We start from the raw sequence: 17,881 nt of genomic DNA, 5'->3' as shown, positions 1-17,881 counted from the left end.
TTAACCTAAGGTCTTTATATATAATTATTTCATACATTTTATTATTTAGCAAAATTAACTTTTAATACTGCTGTATCACCTTTTTTTGCATTTTCAAGTAATTCTGTAGAAAGCTTCTTAAAATTTTCTACGGAGTGAGTTGCACCAGCTACAGTATCAACTTTAGCAGGATCTTGTTTTTCAACTAATGCAGCAGCTAAATCTTTAGTATATTTAGCTGGACCTATTTTAACCTTTGCTTCCATATTCTTGTTATATTCTGCATCTTCGCTCTTTAACTTTCCTTCTTTATTAGTATAGTCAAATTTTGCTACAGAAATCTTTCCGTCTTTTACTTCTATTTCAACGAATGGTTTCCATCCCTTATCATCAAAATCTGAAGCTTCTGCCTTATACTTTCCATCCTTTAAAGCCACTGCTTTTTCTTCAGTTTCAAAAGTAACCTTTAATACTGAAGTATCACCCTTTTTAGCGTTTTCAAGTAATCCTGTGGAAAGTTTCTTAAAGTTTTCTACGGAATGAGTTGCACCAGCTATAGTATCAACTTTAGCAGGATCTTGCTTTTCAATTAATGCAGCAGCTAATTCTTTAGTGTATTTAGCTGGACCTGTCTTAACCTTAGCTTCCATGTTCTTATTATATTCTGCATCTTCACTCTTTAATTTTCCATCTTTATTAGCATAGTCAAATTTAGCTACAGCAATTTTTCCACCCTTTACTTCCACTTCAACAAATGGCTTCCATCCTCTTTCATCAAAATCTGAAGCTTCTGCCTTATATTTTCCATCCTTTAAAGCCGCTTGAGTTGTTTCATTTGATGAAGCAGGTTTTGTTTCCTCCCTCTTCTGACATCCCACAAATAAACTTGTACATACGATACTTAAAGCAAGTACTCCTGACAACCATCTTCTCTTCATTCAATTCTTCCCCCTTAATAATTAAGCTAATAACTTCATGAAGTTTGTTAAATAACAAACCTACCATTAAAACCTTTACAATGAAATTATACACAAATATATAAGTTTTTGCTAGTATATTTTTCAATATTATAACTATTTCTATTTATATTTACTATCAAAACAAATTTACGCATCCACAAATTCACATATGAACATATATTTACTCTTGATATTACATAATATATTATTGTATCATATATATATAGTTAAGAATGTGGACATATTCTTAATTTAGATATAAAATTTATTTATAAGGGTAATTAATTATGAATATATTAAAGAGGTGATTAAATGTCGACCAATACAAAAATACTGATTTTAGGTGCTGGGTATAGTGGTGTACATGTAGCAAAAAAACTGGCAAAAAAGTATAAAAAAGATAATTCTGTAGAAATAACATTAATTGATAAAAATCCTTTTCATACTTTAATGACAGAACTTCATGAAGTTGCAGGAGGAAGAGTTCATCCTGAATCAGTTCAAATTGAACTTAGCAAGATTTTTAGTAGGACAAAGGTTAATGTAGTTACAGATTATATAGAAAATGTAAATACTGATCAAAAGGTTGTAACTACTACTTATAGCAAATATGAATATGATTATCTTGTAATAGGTACTGGTTCAGAACCTGCATTCTTTGGAGTGCCAGGAGTAAAGGAAAATGGATTTACGCTTTGGTCATTTGAAGATGCAATAAAAATAAGAAGTCACATTCAATCAATGTTTGAAAAAGCTTCAAAGGAAAGAAACGAAAAGAAAAGGCATGAAATGCTTACTTTTGTAGTAGCTGGTTCTGGATTTACTGGAATTGAAATGGCTGGAGAACTTCTTGAATGGAAGACTAAACTAGCTAAAGAGCATAATGTTGATGAAAGAGAAGTCAAGCTATTAGTTGTAGAAGCGATGTCTACTATCTTAAACATGCTTGATAGACAGCAAGCAGATAAAGCTGAAAAGTATATGGCTAAACATGGAATTGAGCTCTTAAAGAACTCTCCAATAGTTGAAGTAGGTTCAAATAGTATAAAGCTAAAAGATGGAAGAGAAATTCCAACTCAAACTCTTATTTGGACTTGTGGTATACAAGCAAATCAAGAATCAAAAGAATATGGCTTAGAAAGCGGCCGTGCTGGCAGACTGGTTTCCAATGAATATTTGCAAGCAGTCAACAAAGAAAATGTATTTGTAGTTGGAGATATTGCTTATAACGAAGGGGGTTCCTGCGGTGTAAATCCTCAAATAGTTGAAGCAGCACTTCAAACTGGTGGTACAGTAGTTAATAATATAGTAGCATCAATAGAAAAGAAAGAAATGACTAAATACGATGGAAAATATCATGGTTTTATGGTTTCAATTGGTGGAAGATATTGCGTTGCTAACCTTTCAGGTATGAAATTAGCTGGATTCTTTGCAATGGTAATGAAACATTTAGTTAACCTTCATTATCTATGGGGAGTAAATAATATTAATGCTTGCTATCATTATTTAGTTCATGAATTCTTCTCCATGGAAGATAAGCGAAGTATAATGAGAGGACATCTTTCCTCAAAGGCAAATAGATTATGGCTTGTTCCACTAAGATTGTTCATGGGTTGCATTTGGTTACTTGAGGGCTTAAAGAAGTTCATCGGTGAAGATACTTGGGCAAAAGAAGGATTTAAATCATTAATGTATGGCCCAAATACGGACAGCTGGATTATGTCAGGAAATATAAAAATGCCTTTTGAATGGTTATACACAGCAGCTAATTCTGGAGCTTCAGCAACTGCCGAAGGTGGTGCGGCGGCTATGCCAACGCCAATATTAAGCAGTATGCCAAGTTTTTATGCTGCAGTTATGAAGGTTATGATACCAAATCCTGAAATGGCTGTTTGGTTTCAAAGAATGGTTGTTCTTATTGAAGTAGGTGTTGGACTTGCCTTACTTGCTGGATTATTTACATTCTTAGCAAGTGCTGCGTCAGCATTCATGGTTGTTAATTTTATCCTCTCAGCAATGGCTGGGTGGGATATACTTTGGTACTTCTTTGGTGCTATTGCACTAATGGGTGGAGCTGGTAGAACCTTCGGCTTAGATTACTGGGTAATTCCATGGATAAACAAAGTAGTCGGTAACTGGTGGCTTGGAAAAAGAGTACCTGTTTATAAACAAAAATAATATAAAATAATATATAAAATAAATAACTAAAGCTAACAATAGGTAGAGTGAGTTTCACTCTACCTTCTAACTATTTATAAGTTGATATTTAATGTAGAGGACTGATTATATGGATAAAATCTGGAATCAATATGAAGATATAAAAACTGAATTGGCTTCTGTAATCTCAATTATGGAGAAAAACACTAAATGCAAAAATAAAAAGATAGAAACTTCCATAAAAGATTTAATTCACTCTGGTGGAAAAATGCTGCGTCCGGCATTTGTGCTTATTTCTTCACATTTTGGTAACTATGATTCTAACAAAGCTACATCCTTAGCTGCTGTAATGGAAATGATGCACATGGCTACTTTGGTTCATGATGATATTGTAGATGATTCTAAAATTAGACGAGGTCAACCAACAATTCAATCAAAGTATGGTACAGATTATGCAGTTTATATCGGTGACTTTTTATTTTGTATTTGCTTTAAGATTTTAGCATCAATGTCATCTCTTAAAAATATAAAAATAGATAGCAATTCTATGTCAAGAATTTGCTTAGGCGAAATAGATCAATTGAGTTCAAGATTTGACACTGAGCTTTCCGTAAAAAGCTACTTAAGCAGAGTTTCTGGTAAAACTGCTGAGCTATTTTCACTATCATTATATATTGGAGCTGCTGAAAGTGGTTGCAGCGACGCCCTTTCTAGGAAGTTCTGGAAGATAGGACATAATATTGGAATGGCCTTCCAAATTATAGATGACACTTTAGACTATATCGGAACAGATGAATCAATAAAAAAATCTGCAGCAAATGATATAAAACAAGGAATATTTACATTACCTCTTATTTATGCTGCATTAAATAATAAAAAAGACTTTAATCCCTATTTTAAAAAAGACTTCTTTTCAGATCAAGATATAAGAGATATATTTATGTTAGTAAATAAATATAATGGTGTAAATAAATCAATAGAACTTGCTGATAAATATACAAAAAAGGCCTTTAAATTAATAAATAGCCTTCCAGAAAATCCTTATAAGATAGTTTTAAAAGAACTTGCAGAAAAACTTCTTACAAGAAAATATTAATAAGCCCTAAACTAAAGGGACAATATCCTTATTGGATATTGTCCCTTTTTATACTCTTAAAATAGCGGTAAAGGCTATTAAAATTGCAAGCTCCACAAATTCATTATTAGCGCCTAAGCAATCCCCAGTAATTCCCCCTATTTTGCTATTACAAAGTTTTAAAAATAGTAATGTAACTATAAATGCTACAGGAATTACTATAATAGTACTTTCAACTCCTATAAACACTATTGAAAGTGCTATAGTAACAATGAAGCTTATTATAAAATGCCAAATACTTACATTGCCTATAAACAAGTTACCTGTCCCGTTTTTCTTAGCATTTTTACCTATTAAAAATAAAAATACTAATGTACATCTACTGATAACTGGGGCAATTATTATTACAAAATGCCATCCCTTAAGTATTATAAAATTTAGTGCTGCATACCTTGCCAAAATATCAAACATAAGCGCTACGGAAGCAAAGGTTCCTATACGGCTGTCCTTCATTATTTCTATTATTTTATCTTTATCACCTTTAAATGAAAAGAAACCGTCAAATATGTCTCCAAATCCGTCTTGGTGAAGGCATCCCATTATAAGTACCCCTACTGCTAAAGTTAAAACAGTAGTTACCTCTACAGGAAATAACCTCATACAGCCATAGTATACTATCCACTGTATTCCTCCAACTAATAATCCTACTAAAGGAAGCATAGCTGCCCCATCTCTAAAATTCTTAGCCTCACAAGGAAGGCTTCTTTTTACAGGAAGCCTTGTTAAAAACTGAACCATCAATAAAAAATCATATATATATTCTTTCATCCCATTCACCTGCAATATAAATTTAATTAATATTTATTCACTATTATCTATTATTTAATTTTCAACGGCTGTCCACAACATACAAGATAAACCTCATCACTTAAGCTTCCTATGTATTGGTTTATAAAACCTGCAGTATCTCTAAATATTCTCCCAAGCTTATACTCTGGAACTAAACCCCATCCAACTTCATTTGTAACTAATACTAAAGTTCTATTCAGCTCTCGTGACTTTTGTATTAGTTTTTTAAATTCTTCCTTTAAAAGTGCAGTTATTTTATCCACATCCTCCATAGATATAAAATCAAAGTCATTATCAAGCCCTATAGAAAGTAATCCCTGTTCCTGATCAAATAATGTATTTGTAGTCATTACTGTCACACAATCTAAAAGCATGTATTTGTTATCAAAGTTTTCAATTTTCTCTGCAAGATTTTTGTATCCCTCTAAAGTGTCCCACTTAGGATTTCTTCTTTCCTTATGCTTTATAACTCTATCCTGCATTTCTTCATCTGTTATAACTGATGTTGCAATGTATAGCACATCATCCTTATCGTTTAATAAGTTTTCTGCAAAGGTGCTTTTCCCACTTCTTGCTCCACCTGTAACTAATATTATTTTTCCCTGTTCCATACTAGCTTCCTCCTAAACTTTATATATCTGCATGAATAATAAAATCTATGTATAAATTTTCATACTCATATTTCACTAATGTTAAATCACCATTTTTTGAACCAAATTTCCAGAATACATCTAAATTTTCTCCCATAACATAAGTAAGTATAGATCTTATCACCCCGCCATGAGTTACTAAAAGTACATTTTTATCTTCGAGCTTCAGTATTTCTTGAAAGAATTCTTTTACTCTTTCATAAAATTCTACATAGCTTTCGCCATCTGGAGGCGCATAATGCTTCCAATCATCTGACCACTTTTGAAATTCTATAGGATATTCCCTTTGTATATGCTCATAGCTCTTTCCTTCAAATACTCCTAGATTCATTTCATTTAATCTTTTATCTTTTATACACAGTATATCCTTATCTTTTGATACAATACTTGCAGTAGATATTGCTCTTTTCATATTGCTTACATATATTTTATCAAAGTGTATATTTTTAATTTCATTACTTATATACTCTATTTGATTTATTCCCTTATCCGTAATATCTACATCTAAGTTACCATAGTAAAATCCTTTTGAATTTTGCTCTGTTTCTCCATGCCTTAAAAGATATATATTCAACACTTTCACCTCTAATATTACTTATAAATACATTTAATATTATCAAACTAATAAAAATATAGCACTTATTGTAGTCCATTGCAAATAATGTCTTATAAAAATACATAGTTTTTTGATATTATATAAGTTTAAATGAAGGATTTTTTGCACTTTTATAGAATACTTAAGTATATTTAGCGGATTTAGATTTATGAAGGGAGTTAATTATTCATGTTGAAGGTACAAAATTCTAAAAATAAGACATATTTAAATTCAAGCATGCCTTCCAATGATGATGTTATAGAAGTAGTATCATCCAACTTTTTAATGGATAAATTTAATGCTTCTCTTTTAGAATCACTTCTAATACATACAAATGTGGGCATTACTGTCATAGATGAAAACTTTAATATAATTATTTGGAACAAGACCATGAGCAAAATTACAGGGATGCATAAAAGAGATGTAGTAGACTCATGCCTTTTTAAGGCTTTTCCTTTTTTGGAGAAGATTCCAGATATTGAATGGTTTGTTGAAAATAAAACTATGAATAAATATTTACCTTCTGAATCTTATGATTCCACTCCTCTATACTCTTTTTGTCATAAATTCACAAATAGCCAAGGTATTCTTAGAAAGGTTGAAATAGAATTTTGTCCATCTCAGAAAAAAAATGAAAATTGGACTTTGATACTTGTGAAAGATGTAACAGACAAGGAACTTTTAAAGGAACTATCTGAAAAAATAGAGGAAGAAGATAAACTTCTTAAAAAGCTTCAAGAAATAGATAAAATGAAAACAGAATTTTTTGCAAACATATCTCACGAACTTAGAACTCCTATTAATGTAATATTGAGTGCTACACAACTTTTAACTATGGATTTGCACGGGCAACTTTCAATGCATCATGATAAAAAAGAAATTTATTATAATAGCATAAAGCAAAATTCATTCAGGCTTATTAAAATAATAAATAATTTAATAGATATAACTAAATTAGAAGCTGGTTATTATAAGCTATCTTGCTCCAATTATAATATCGTCAGTGTAGTTGAAAACATAACACTATCCATAGCTAGTTATGTAGAAGATAAATCCATTGACCTTATATTCGATACAGATATAGAGGAAAAGATAATATCCTGTGATCCTGAAAAAATCGAGAGAATAGTATTAAACTTAATATCCAATGCATTAAAATTCACTAATCCCGGGGGCTGCATTATGGTTACCTTAAAGGATTTAGGCGATAAAGTTAAGTTATATGTGAAAGATACTGGAGTTGGCATTCCCGAGGATAAGTTAGAGCTTATATTTGAAAGATTTTCTCAAGTGGATAGAACTTTAGAAAGAAATAAAGACGGCAGTGGCATAGGCCTTTCCTTAGTAAAATCTTTAGTTGAGCTTCACGGTGGAAAGATAGATGTTAAAAGCACATTTGGCCAGGGCTGTGAATTTATAATCACACTTCCTGCAATACTCACAAGTGAAAAAATTAACACGTATGAAAATAATTTAGGTGACAACTTAGTTGAAAGAATAAACATAGAATTCTCAGATATATATAAATAATCCTACAAGGAGCTATTTATGAATGAGCTAAATTTAATAAACCATAATATTTATTATCTATTTTTATGCTTCACTGTATATGCTTTTTTAGGTTGGGTTTTAGAAACTATATATGCTACCATTAAAAATGGCTGTTTTATAAATAGGGGGTTCTTAAACGGGCCCTTTTGTCCTATTTATGGCTTCGGAACTGTATTTTTGATAATATTTCTAAAACCCTTTATGAATAATGTATTTACGCTATTTATATTTTCTATTATACTCACTTCACTTTTAGAATACTTTACCGGATATATTTTAGAAACCTTATTTCATAGTAGTTGGTGGGATTATAACAATAGAAAATATAATATAAAGGGTAGAATTTGTTTGGAATTCTCAATATATTGGGGATTACTTTCAATTTTTATATTAAAAATAATTCATCCAACTGTAGACTTTATTATAAGGTGGATTCCTTTCCCAATTGGGACTTGGTTTTTTTCTGCATTACTTGCATATTTTATAGCAGATTTTACAGCTACTTTAATAGAGGTAATTCATATGCATTCATTATTTAAAGAACTTCACAATATAAACTTAGAACTAAAAGAGAGGCTTGAAAATTTAAACTTTCATATAAAATCACTAAGAAGGAACAAACAAATTGATGCTAACTCAGAGGATTTAATAGCTGAATTAAAAACTAGATATGAGTATATAATATCTAAAGCCATCAAGAGATCTTCAAGAATCCGCAATGCCTTCCCTGAATTTAAATCTAAAAAATTTAATGGAGTGTTGAAGGATATAATGGAGAAAATTCACGGAAAAAAATAATTCCTTTTAAATCCTAGGTCCTACGTTGCAATCACTAATCTCTATAAAAATTGCACGTTTTTAATGGTGGATATAGTATAGGATTTACATCTTAAAAAGTAGTGAACTGACTTCCTGCATGTAAATCCCATACTCCAAATTCAACATTGAAAATCTAGCTGTACTCAATTCTTACCTTACTTCCACCGATTCCCGATACTGGAGGCTCTACTATAAGTTTTACAGGTACTCTATTTTTAAGCTCTTCCACATGGCTTATTATCCCTACACTTAATTTATTGCTTCTTAATCTTTCAAGAGATGTCATAACCACTTCTAAAAGAGTATTATCCAAAGTTCCAAATCCCTCGTCTAAGAAGAAAAACTCAAGCGGTGTACTTCCCTTTAACTGAATCTGAGAAGATAATGCAAGCGCAAGGGCAAGTGATGTAACGAAGGTCTCCCCCCCTGAAAGTGTAGCTGTGCTTCTTATGCTTCCACCATTACTATCATCTCTTATGACAAAATTGCTATTTGGATCAAGCTGAAGTGCATATCTATCTCCTGTTATTTCCTTAAGTCTCTTGGATGATTCCAAAGCTATATACTTCAGATGGTGCGTTGCTACAAACTCCACAAATTTATTCCCTTCCACTAGCTTTTCTATATCTTGGATAAGACTTAATTTATGCTTTATTTTCTTTTGAACTTCTAATAAATCCTCAACACTCTTTAGCGCTTTTTCCATGTCTTGAAGTTCTTTTTCCAAAGTTGCTATTTCCTTTATCTTCGAGGTTAAAAGTTTCGATTTTTCCTCTTTATCTTGTATGATTTGAAGCCATTTTTCTTCTTCAATACTTTCTCCATTTAGTCTTTCATTAACTCTCTGTATATTATTTATGGTATTTTTAAACTCTTCCTCAAATGATTCAATGGCATTTTTTAGCCTTTCCATTTCATTAACTTCCACTAAAGAATCTTTAGCATCTCCTAGTGCTACAAATTCATTTTCTATAAGAGATTGATTTAACTTTAACTGATAGATTCTTAAAGATTCATTAAGACTTTCTCTTAACTGCTCTTCTCCCCATTTTCTTTCTTGAATAAGCTGTTTTTCAGTTTTTTCTTTTCCCAGGGATTCCTTAAGCTCCTTTTCATTTTTATTTATAAGCTCTGTTTTATTCCTAATTTCTTTTATATAGTCTCCGATATTTCTTCCATCTGAAAGCCTACTTATTTCCTTTTCTTCATCCTCTATAAAGTTTGTTTTTTCTTTTCCACTTTGAGTTATAACATCCATTGCATTTTTAATTTGGTTTATCTTAACTTCTAATTCACTCTTTTTAGCTTGAAAGTTTTCTAATTTATTTCTTTCTTCTTTAAGTAAAACTTCTTTACTTTCTCTTTCTTTATCTTTTTTATTTATGTTTTCTAATTCCTTTATTAAGCTTTCTACATTTAGTTCCTTTATAATATTGCTCCACTGCTCTTTTAGCCTTATATGCTTTTCCTGCAATCCATTAATTTCAGATTTAATTTCATCTATAGAAACTTTATAGGAGTTAATCTTTTCCTCCAATGTAATTATAGACTTTTCAATAGTTAACTTTTCTTCCTTTAAATCATCTATTTTATTTTCTACTTTTTCATTTTTGCTTTTATATTCCTTAATGGCTTTATCTAAGCTTTCAACTTTATCATTAAACTTATTTACTTCCTGCTGCATTTCTTCTATTTTTATATCTTTTAAATTATCTATAAAGTCTTTTAACTGCTCATTTATATTATCTTCCTTAAGCTTAAGTCCAAGTAATTTTCCCTCAAGCTCTATTTTATCCTTTTGCAGACAGTCAGCTGTTTCCTTAAGTTCCTCTTCCATCTTAGTTAAATCTTCTATTTTATCTAAAGAAGCACTTTCTGCTAAGGATGGATGATGAATAGATCCGCATACTGGGCAAGCTTCACCCTCTTCAATTTCATTTGCCAAAATAGACGCCATGTTTTTCTTTTTATATTCCTCTATGTCCTTCTTAACACTTTTAACTTCACTTTCTTTAGTACTAAGCTCTGTTGTAACCTTTTTTAATTTGCTTTCTAGTAAAACTTTCTGTTCTATAAAAGGCTTTAATTTTTCTTCTAACTCACATTTTTTCTCATGATTTTTTAATACTTCATCAAGTCTTTTACTTTTTAAATATGCTTCTTGTTTTAATGAAAATAAAGTATTTTCATCTCCAGGATTTAAACTTTGAAGTTTCTGCCTTTCCTTTTGAAGTAAGCTTAGTGCTTGAAACAATTCTTCTTCTTTCTTCTTTGAATTCTCATAATCTTTATCAAGGTTTCTTAGCTCATCTATTTTTAAATTTAATTTACTTTCTCCCTCTTGAAGTCTTTTTGATAAGTCTTTAAGTTCTCGTTCCTTTAAAGCTCCTTCTTGTACCTTTTCCTTAAATTCACCTTGAACTTTTAAGCTACTTATGTCCTTTTCCAAGGTTTCAATGTTTAATCTTATAAACTCTATATATTTATTTATCTTTTTTAGTTCATCTTCATTTAAACTCTTTTCAGCTGCTCGTTTTTTCCATTCTAATTGCAGTGCATCTCTATCTTTTATTATAATATTTAACTTTTCCCGCCTATCTTTAGCTATTAAAAGGTCTGCTTCCTTTTTAATTAAAATCGGCAGTTTAGAGTTTTTTTCCTCTAGTGCATAATTATATTTATTTTCTAATTTCTTTAGAATTACTTCCTTTAAATTAAGTTGTTTGCTTAAGCCTTCTATATTAACTTTATTCTTTTCTATCTTTCCTTCCGTATCTATTACACTTTCAAGGAATGGTTTTACTTTAGAAGCCCTTATGCCCCTATCCCATTTATATTTTTTTAAGTTTATTTCTTCCTCTTTTTCTTTAATAATTTGAAGCTTTTCTAAATATATGTTAAGCTCCTTTTGAAGTTCCCAAATTCTCTTATACTTTTCATACTGATTTTCAGCAGAGGATTTATCCAAACTTAACTTTTTTTCTTCCACATCAAGCAAATCCATTTTTTCCTTTAAATAAAGATATTCTTCCTTTGATATTCCTTCAAAACTTTTAAGTTGACCCTCAAGCTGCTGAAGCTTTGTATATGTCTTTACTCTAACCTTTTTTATCTTTTCCAAAAGATTTTTTCCATAACTTTCAAGAAGAAATATTCTCTCAAGCATATCACGTCTTTCTCTTCCAGTAAGCTTTAAAAATTCACTAAACTTACCCTGAGGAAGAACCACAGAACGAGTAAAATCATCTAATGTAAGACCTATTATGGATTTTATACTTTCCTCTACACTCCTAACCCCTTCTGCTACTATTTCCCTTTCATCATCTTTAATACATACCAATCTTGAAGATGAAGTTTTATATTTACTCCTATCCTTTTTCTCTCTTTTTATAATTCTCTCCACGCTGTAGGTTTTTCTTTGACCTTCATTCAGCACCTGAAACTCATAGTATACATACATATCTTCTGAAAAGCTGTTTATGTACTCATTACTTCCTCTAGCAATCGAACCATACAAAGATAAGGTTATAGCATCTAATATTGTGGATTTACCACTTCCTGTGGGTCCAAATATTCCAAAAAGCCCTCTTTCCACAAGCTGATCAAAATAAATATCCTGCTCTTCTATAAAGCTATTTAATCCTCTTATCTTAAGTCTTTTAGGCTTCATCTTCTTCATCTCCCTGTATTATACTTAAAAACAAATCCATAACTTCACTCTCAGGCTCTACCCCTCTTTGGTTTATATAAAACTCCTTAAATATTTCATCCATTGATTTTTCCTTTAAGCTTTCAAATGCAATTTCCTCTTCAACTTCACTTTTTATTTTAGGTTTTATTTCTACAATATCCTTCTTTAACTCTCTGAGGGTTTTTATATCTTCTTGAGATAAAAAAGTATCCATAGTTATTTCTAAGTATACCCAGACTTCTCTTGAGGAATTTTCCTTACATTTCTTTATAGCTTCTTCTATTCCGCTGCACTTCCATATTTCAATTGGCTTGTATGTATTTATCATAATAGCTTCTATCTTTGCTTCTTTCTTAGGTTTTACATCCACTATATAAAGACATTTAGCATAGTTTATCTCACTTTTGCTATATTGAAGAGGAGAACCTGAGTAATATACAGGATAATCTCTTCCTTTAACTCTTTGGGGTTTATGAAGATGTCCTAATGCTGCATATTGAGCATTTTTAGGAAACTTATTTATGTCTACTGCTAAAGTTCCACCAAGCTCAATAGGCCTTTCAGAGTCACTTCCTTCTCCTCCTCTTATAAACAGATGAGAAACTATTATATTTATAGTATCATCTCTGAACTTACAGGATAAGTTTTCTAAGATTTCTCCTACCTTTTCTGAGTAATCCCTTCTTCTAAGTTCATCTTCTTGATTATCAGAGATGATCTCATTTAATCTCTTTTCACTAGGGTAAGGAAGGGTTATAATAACTGCTTTTTCATCCTTTATGTTAATTTCTATGCATCCCTCACAGGAGTCTATGACTTCCATTTCCCCATAATTCCCTACAGGTACTACACTTTTAGGAAGTCCAACCATTATAATTCCCTGTTCCTTAGCTAAAGGATTTGCAGCAACAAGCCTTTCCGGATTATCATGATTGCCTGAAATTATAAGAATTCCTCTTTTTCCCCCTTGAGAAATTCTATTAAGTGCTTTATAAAATAAATTTTCTGCCCTAGCAGAAGGATTTGAACTATCATATATGTCTCCAGCAATTATTACTAAATCCACTTCATTTTTTTCTACAACTTCTATAAAGTCCTCTAAAAACAATTCCTGCTCTTCCAAACGGCTATATCCTTCTAGACTTTTTCCCAGATGCCAATCTGATGTATGAAGTATTCGCAATCTTATCCCTTCCAATCTTAATTATTTAAATGTCCCTTTATTTGTACTTTTATGATTCTAATCCATATCTATATTCACATTTAATTCTCAAACTATTATTTATCCTAATTATACTAAACTTATATTTCTTTTTCTAGCCAACTATTATAGTATCAAAGCTGCATGTATCTTCATATAATATAATAACCTTGGATAATAGCCTCGGTCTTTTAAAGAGGAGGTGAAATTTATGTGGTGCTGCTGGTGGATATGGTGCTTTATATGGTGGATTATAATTATTGCGATAATTTGTGCAATATTAAGATGCCTATTTAGTTGTTTTTCATGGTGTTAACTTAATATATTTAATATGATAGTAAATACTTGCATAGATTTTTCAGGGATGCCCTTTACGGCATCCCTTTTTTAATTTCAAAAAATAAATAAAAAACTTCCATGCAGTAATTAAGCTTGGAAGTTTTTTATTTATTTTTTGATAAATTATATTTTATCATATATTTAACCATGGGAGACTAACCTCCTATGGCTTTTACCCCTTCCTAAAAATTTTATTAGGCGCTTCTTTTATAAGCAGAGTTTTCTTCTTCTGGCTTTTCCATGCTTTCTTCTAAACATTCGTCTATAACGTCTTGTGTTAAGTTAAATATCTTTTCGTCTTTCATTCATTGTCACCTCCTCCTAATATTATGTTAACCTGTTTTAGTACATATATTAGTATATCACGTTTGTATTATTTTGCAAGATATTTCGTATTACAGTTCATTACAAAACATTTTGTAAATATTAAAAACATCCAAAAATATTGTCAAATAAGAAAGAACAGGGGTTACCTGTTCTTTCTTATTTGACATTTCCACTCAATAAATCTGAAAGTTCGAGCCCTGATAATTCATTTTTTTCATAATTTGCCCACTGGCGCTCCACTTCTTTATCAGGTTCTCTATTAATTTCACTATGAGTTTCATTAATATTTTCTATAGGAAATGTTACTATAAATTCGCTTCCTTTTCCTATTTCGCTTTTTAATTTAATATTTCCATTATGAAGTTCTACCATAGATTTCACTAAATAAAGCCCTAAACCGCTGCCTTTATCTTTACTATCTCTTGCCGCTCCTTCTATTTGCTTAAATCTATCAAATATTATTTTTTGTTTATCCTTTGCGATACCTATCCCCGTATCTTTAACACTAATTTCAACTTTATCTTTTCTTTGATAAACATTTACATATATTTTCCCATCCTTAGGAGTAAACTTAGCTGCATTAGATAATAAATTAAGCATTACCCTCTCGATTTTTTCAGGGTCACAATTCATATACATTTCCTCTACTTCTGTATCGAAAATGCACTCTATATTTCTACTTTCCACATATTCTATCATGGATAATACACTTTCTTCTACTACAGATACTATATTACAATTCTTAAGCTGTAATTCATAAAACCCCGAATTCATTTTCGTTATATCTATTAAGTTATTTATAAGTTTTAAGAGTCTTAATGAATTTTGCTTAATTACATCTATCTTTTTATGTAAACTTACGCCTTCTTCTTTTATCATTCCCTTTTGTATGTAAAGTTCTATGAGTTGTATACTACTAAGCATTACATTTAAAGGAGTTCTAAGTTCATGTGATACATTTGTAAAAAACTCCGTTGTAATCTCATCCTGTAATCTAACTTCATCTAAAAGCTGTTGAGTTTTTATAAGCATTTCTTCAGCTTTTTTTCTTTTATATATGTTAATTATAAGCATAATTATTGCAAAAATAAAAATTATAAACATTAAAACCGTATAAATATCCTGCTTGGCAAGCCAGCCTTCTAAAGTTTCCATGATTTCAACTCCCTTTTGCTTTCATAGTTTAATATTAACATTGTTTTTTTACTTTTTCAACAAATTACAACATATTTTTTCAAAATAATTGTTATTTTTTACACTTAATACAAATAATATAAAAAAAGAAAAACATTAACCCTTCTAGGATTAATGTTTTTCTAGAAATATAATTTTATTAAAATATTATATGTTAGAGTTTAGTTGTTCTTTCTACTACCTTAAGTATTACTTCTACTGCCTTTTCCATAGATTCTACAGGTATAAATTCATATTTCCCATGAAAGTTATGTCCGCCTGTAAAAAAGTTTGGAGTAGGTAATCCCATAAAGGATAATCTAGCCCCATCAGTTCCTCCCCTTATAGGAGTCACCTTTGGAATAACTCCTGCCTCTATCATGGCTTCATGAGCAATATCTACTATATATTTGGAAGGCTCAACTTTTTCCTTCATATTATAATACTGATCCCTTACTTTTAAAGATACTAATTCTTTTCCATACTTTTCATTTATTTTATTTGCTATTTGTTGCATTATATTTTTTCTATTTTCAAAACTTTCCTTATCAAAATCCCTTATTATATAGCTAAGTTCAGTAAGTTCTACGTCTCCCTTTATAGAAGTTAAATGATAAAATCCTTCATATCCTTCTGTGTTTTCTGGAACTTCATTTTCAGGAAGACCTCTCATAAATTCTACAGCTATAAGGGCAGAATTTATCATGGCATTTTTAGCAGTGCCTGGATGAACATTTCTTCCTTGTATAGTTACCTTTGCTGAAGCAGCGTTAAAGTTTTCATATTCTAACTCCCCTATAGCTCCTCCATCCACAGTGTATGCAAAATGTGCATTGAATTTTTCCACATCAAAATGATTTGCACCCTCTCCAATTTCCTCATCTGGAGTAAAAGCCACTTTTATAGTACCATGTGGAATTTGAGGATTATCTATTAAATATCTCATAGCAGTAACTATTTCCGCAATTCCTGCCTTATCATCTGCTCCTAAAAGCGTTGTTCCATCAGTTGTAATTAATGTTTTACCTATATAGTTTTTAAGATCTGGAAATTCACTTGGCATTAGCACTATATTGTTTTCCTTGTTTAAAACTATATCTCCCCCATCATAGTTTTCTACAAACTTAGGGTTTACATCTTTTCCACTCATATCTGGACTTGTATCCATGTGAGCTATAAATCCTACTACTGGAACCTCTTTATCTATATTTGAAGGAATTTCAGCCATTACATAAAAATTTTCATCCACTGTTACATTTGTAAACCCTAAATTTTCAAGCTCTTTTCCAAGTTCCTTTGCAAAAACCTTTTGGCCTTCTGAACTTGGAGTAACTCCTGATTCTTCATCTGATTTTGTATCAAACTTTACATATTTTAAAAATCTTTCTACTACTTCTTGCATTTATATTCACGCTCCTAATTTATAATTTCTAGTTATCATAAACCTATTTTACCAATTTGCCCAAATAAAATCAAAGAATCCTAAAATAAATTTGTAGATTAATAATTTATAATTGAAACTTAACAATTTAATAAGCATATAAATATATTGATAACATTTTTAAGAGGAAGTGATCAAATGAAGTTTAACGGTGTTTTTGAAGGAGGAGGACTTCGAGCTATTGCCTTTGTAGGTGCACTGTCATGTTTAGAAAAACATGGACATATATGTGAGAATGCCGCGGGTACCTCTGCAGGTTCTCTAATAGCCTCTTTAGTTTGCTCAGGCTATACTTCTAAAGAATTAAAAGATTTACTTATAAATGTAAACTTTCTTAAATTTATAGATAGTGACACGCTTATAAAAAAAACTATGGTGACTAAAGCTATAAGTTTTTTTAAAGACAAGGGTATATATTCAGGAGATTATTTAGAAGAATGGATTGATAAATTACTTAAAGAAAAAGGAATAACTACATTTGGGGATTTAAAAAGTAAAAATGGATACATTTTAAAAATAATAGCTTCCGATATAACTAAAAAAAAGATGATGATTTTACCTGATGATTTGCCCGAATACGGCATAGATCCAGACAGTTTTCCTATTGCTAAAGCTGTTAGAATGAGCTGCAGCATACCTTTTTATTTTAAACCTGTTGAACTGAACCACAAAGATGGAGTAAGTTTCATAGTAGATGGCTCACTTTGTTGTAATTACCCAATAACTATATTTGATAATATGAATACTACCAATCCTACATTAGGATTTAAATTCAAAATATCTAAGGTAAGTTATACTGCTCTAGGTAAAACCGATCCTCTTTCTCTCTTATTTGATATGGCTGACACCATCAGAAGTCAAAACATAGAAGATGACTGGGTAAAGGAGGAAAATCTTAAACGTTCCATTTTAATTCCTATAGAGGATGTAGACTCCAAAGAATTTGATATTAGCAAAGAAAAAAGCCTAAACCTTTATCGGTCAGGCTATAGAAGCGCTCAAGAATTCCTTGAAACGAAAAATTCTTAGGTACTAGGGACTGGTTACTAGCTTACTGGTAACTCAGCCCTAGTAC

General features: G+C 30.8%; 13 protein-coding genes. 5 read left to right on the top strand and 8 right to left on the bottom strand.

Features of this window, described 5'->3' with window-relative positions; genetic code table 11:
* Positions 1-41: 41 nt before the first annotated feature.
* Positions 42-917, bottom strand: a complete 876-nt coding sequence (locus DP68_RS12020) for an FMN-binding protein (RefSeq protein WP_035309826.1) — start codon at positions 915-917, stop codon at positions 42-44.
* Between the two features lie 333 nt (positions 918-1,250).
* Here DP68_RS12020 and DP68_RS12015 point away from each other — a divergent pair, with 333 nt between their 5' ends.
* On the top strand, positions 1,251-3,116 hold the full coding sequence (locus tag DP68_RS12015) for an FAD-dependent oxidoreductase (protein ID WP_035309825.1): 1,866 nt from the start codon (positions 1,251-1,253) through the stop codon (positions 3,114-3,116).
* A gap of 109 nt (positions 3,117-3,225) precedes the next feature.
* Positions 3,226-4,191: a polyprenyl synthetase family protein gene (locus tag DP68_RS12010; protein ID WP_035309823.1), complete on the top strand. Its 966-nt coding sequence runs from the start codon at positions 3,226-3,228 to the stop codon at positions 4,189-4,191.
* Between the two features lie 48 nt (positions 4,192-4,239).
* On the opposite strand, the gene cobS is transcribed toward DP68_RS12010, so the two are convergent.
* From cobS to cobC, 3 genes are read right to left on the bottom strand one after another with little or no spacing between them, the layout of a single operon-like run.
* Positions 4,240-4,998: an adenosylcobinamide-GDP ribazoletransferase gene (cobS, locus tag DP68_RS12005; protein ID WP_035309821.1), complete on the bottom strand. Its 759-nt coding sequence runs from the start codon at positions 4,996-4,998 to the stop codon at positions 4,240-4,242.
* A gap of 50 nt (positions 4,999-5,048) precedes the next feature.
* On the bottom strand, positions 5,049-5,630 hold the full coding sequence (cobU, locus tag DP68_RS12000; RefSeq protein WP_035309819.1) for a bifunctional adenosylcobinamide kinase/adenosylcobinamide-phosphate guanylyltransferase: 582 nt from the start codon (positions 5,628-5,630) through the stop codon (positions 5,049-5,051).
* A gap of 19 nt (positions 5,631-5,649) precedes the next feature.
* Positions 5,650-6,243 carry an alpha-ribazole phosphatase gene (cobC, locus tag DP68_RS11995; RefSeq protein ID WP_035309817.1) on the bottom strand — a complete coding sequence of 198 codons (594 nt, stop codon included), beginning with the start codon at positions 6,241-6,243 and terminating at the stop codon, positions 5,650-5,652.
* 210 nt (positions 6,244-6,453) lie between these two features.
* Here cobC and DP68_RS19255 point away from each other — a divergent pair, with 210 nt between their 5' ends.
* Positions 6,454-7,794, top strand: coding sequence for a PAS domain-containing sensor histidine kinase (locus DP68_RS19255; protein ID WP_081957203.1), 1,341 nt, complete (start codon positions 6,454-6,456; stop codon positions 7,792-7,794).
* An 18-nt stretch (positions 7,795-7,812) separates the two neighbouring features.
* Entirely contained in the window at positions 7,813-8,613 is an 801-nt protein-coding gene (locus DP68_RS11985; RefSeq protein ID WP_035309815.1) for a putative ABC transporter permease, read from the top strand.
* A 154-nt stretch (positions 8,614-8,767) separates the two neighbouring features.
* On the opposite strand, the gene DP68_RS11980 is transcribed toward DP68_RS11985, so the two are convergent.
* The 4 genes from DP68_RS11980 to pepT all read right to left on the bottom strand — a co-directional run bounded on the left by DP68_RS11980 (position 8,768) and on the right by pepT (position 16,767).
* Positions 8,768-12,304, bottom strand: a complete 3,537-nt coding sequence (locus DP68_RS11980) for an SbcC/MukB-like Walker B domain-containing protein (RefSeq protein WP_035309812.1) — start codon at positions 12,302-12,304, stop codon at positions 8,768-8,770.
* Positions 12,294-13,508 (bottom strand): exonuclease SbcCD subunit D, encoded by a 1,215-nt coding sequence (locus tag DP68_RS11975; RefSeq protein ID WP_035309810.1) that lies wholly within the window; start codon positions 13,506-13,508, stop codon positions 12,294-12,296. Before DP68_RS11975 ends, DP68_RS11980 begins: the two co-directional genes overlap by 11 nt.
* 840 nt (positions 13,509-14,348) lie before the next feature.
* Positions 14,349-15,347 (bottom strand): HAMP domain-containing sensor histidine kinase, encoded by a 999-nt coding sequence (locus DP68_RS11970; protein WP_052085775.1) that lies wholly within the window; start codon positions 15,345-15,347, stop codon positions 14,349-14,351.
* Between the two features lie 193 nt (positions 15,348-15,540).
* Positions 15,541-16,767 (bottom strand): peptidase T, encoded by a 1,227-nt coding sequence (gene pepT / locus DP68_RS11965; protein WP_035309808.1) that lies wholly within the window; start codon positions 16,765-16,767, stop codon positions 15,541-15,543.
* Between the two features lie 177 nt (positions 16,768-16,944).
* On the opposite strand from pepT, the gene DP68_RS11960 reads away from it, so the two are divergent.
* Positions 16,945-17,835 carry a patatin-like phospholipase family protein gene (locus tag DP68_RS11960; RefSeq protein ID WP_035309806.1) on the top strand — a complete coding sequence of 297 codons (891 nt, stop codon included), beginning with the start codon at positions 16,945-16,947 and terminating at the stop codon, positions 17,833-17,835.
* The last annotated feature ends 46 nt before the right edge of the window (positions 17,836-17,881 follow it).

Source organism: Clostridium sp. HMP27, assembly GCF_000765165.1.
Classification (GTDB): domain Bacteria; phylum Bacillota; class Clostridia; order Clostridiales; family Clostridiaceae; genus Clostridium_AK.
Note: the sequence above shows the minus strand (reverse complement) of the source record. Positions and strands in the feature narration are given on the sequence as shown.

Excerpts from the sequence above, each read along its gene's own strand:
- DP68_RS12020 (WP_035309826.1), bottom strand. The coding sequence starts at position 917 with ATGAAGAGAAGATGGTTGTCAGGAGTACTTGCTTTAAGTATCGTATGT.
- DP68_RS12015 (WP_035309825.1), top strand. The coding sequence starts at position 1,251 with ATGTCGACCAATACAAAAATACTGATTTTAGGTGCTGGGTATAGTGGT.
- DP68_RS12010 (WP_035309823.1), top strand. The coding sequence starts at position 3,226 with ATGGATAAAATCTGGAATCAATATGAAGATATAAAAACTGAATTGGCT.
- cobS (WP_035309821.1), bottom strand. The coding sequence starts at position 4,998 with ATGAAAGAATATATATATGATTTTTTATTGATGGTTCAGTTTTTAACA.
- cobU (WP_035309819.1), bottom strand. The coding sequence starts at position 5,630 with ATGGAACAGGGAAAAATAATATTAGTTACAGGTGGAGCAAGAAGTGGG.
- DP68_RS19255 (WP_081957203.1), top strand. The coding sequence starts at position 6,454 with ATGTTGAAGGTACAAAATTCTAAAAATAAGACATATTTAAATTCAAGC.
- DP68_RS11985 (WP_035309815.1), top strand. The coding sequence starts at position 7,813 with ATGAATGAGCTAAATTTAATAAACCATAATATTTATTATCTATTTTTA.
- DP68_RS11980 (WP_035309812.1), bottom strand. The coding sequence starts at position 12,304 with ATGAAGCCTAAAAGACTTAAGATAAGAGGATTAAATAGCTTTATAGAA.
- DP68_RS11970 (WP_052085775.1), bottom strand. The coding sequence starts at position 15,347 with ATGGAAACTTTAGAAGGCTGGCTTGCCAAGCAGGATATTTATACGGTT.
- pepT (WP_035309808.1), bottom strand. The coding sequence starts at position 16,767 with ATGCAAGAAGTAGTAGAAAGATTTTTAAAATATGTAAAGTTTGATACA.
- DP68_RS11960 (WP_035309806.1), top strand. The coding sequence starts at position 16,945 with ATGAAGTTTAACGGTGTTTTTGAAGGAGGAGGACTTCGAGCTATTGCC.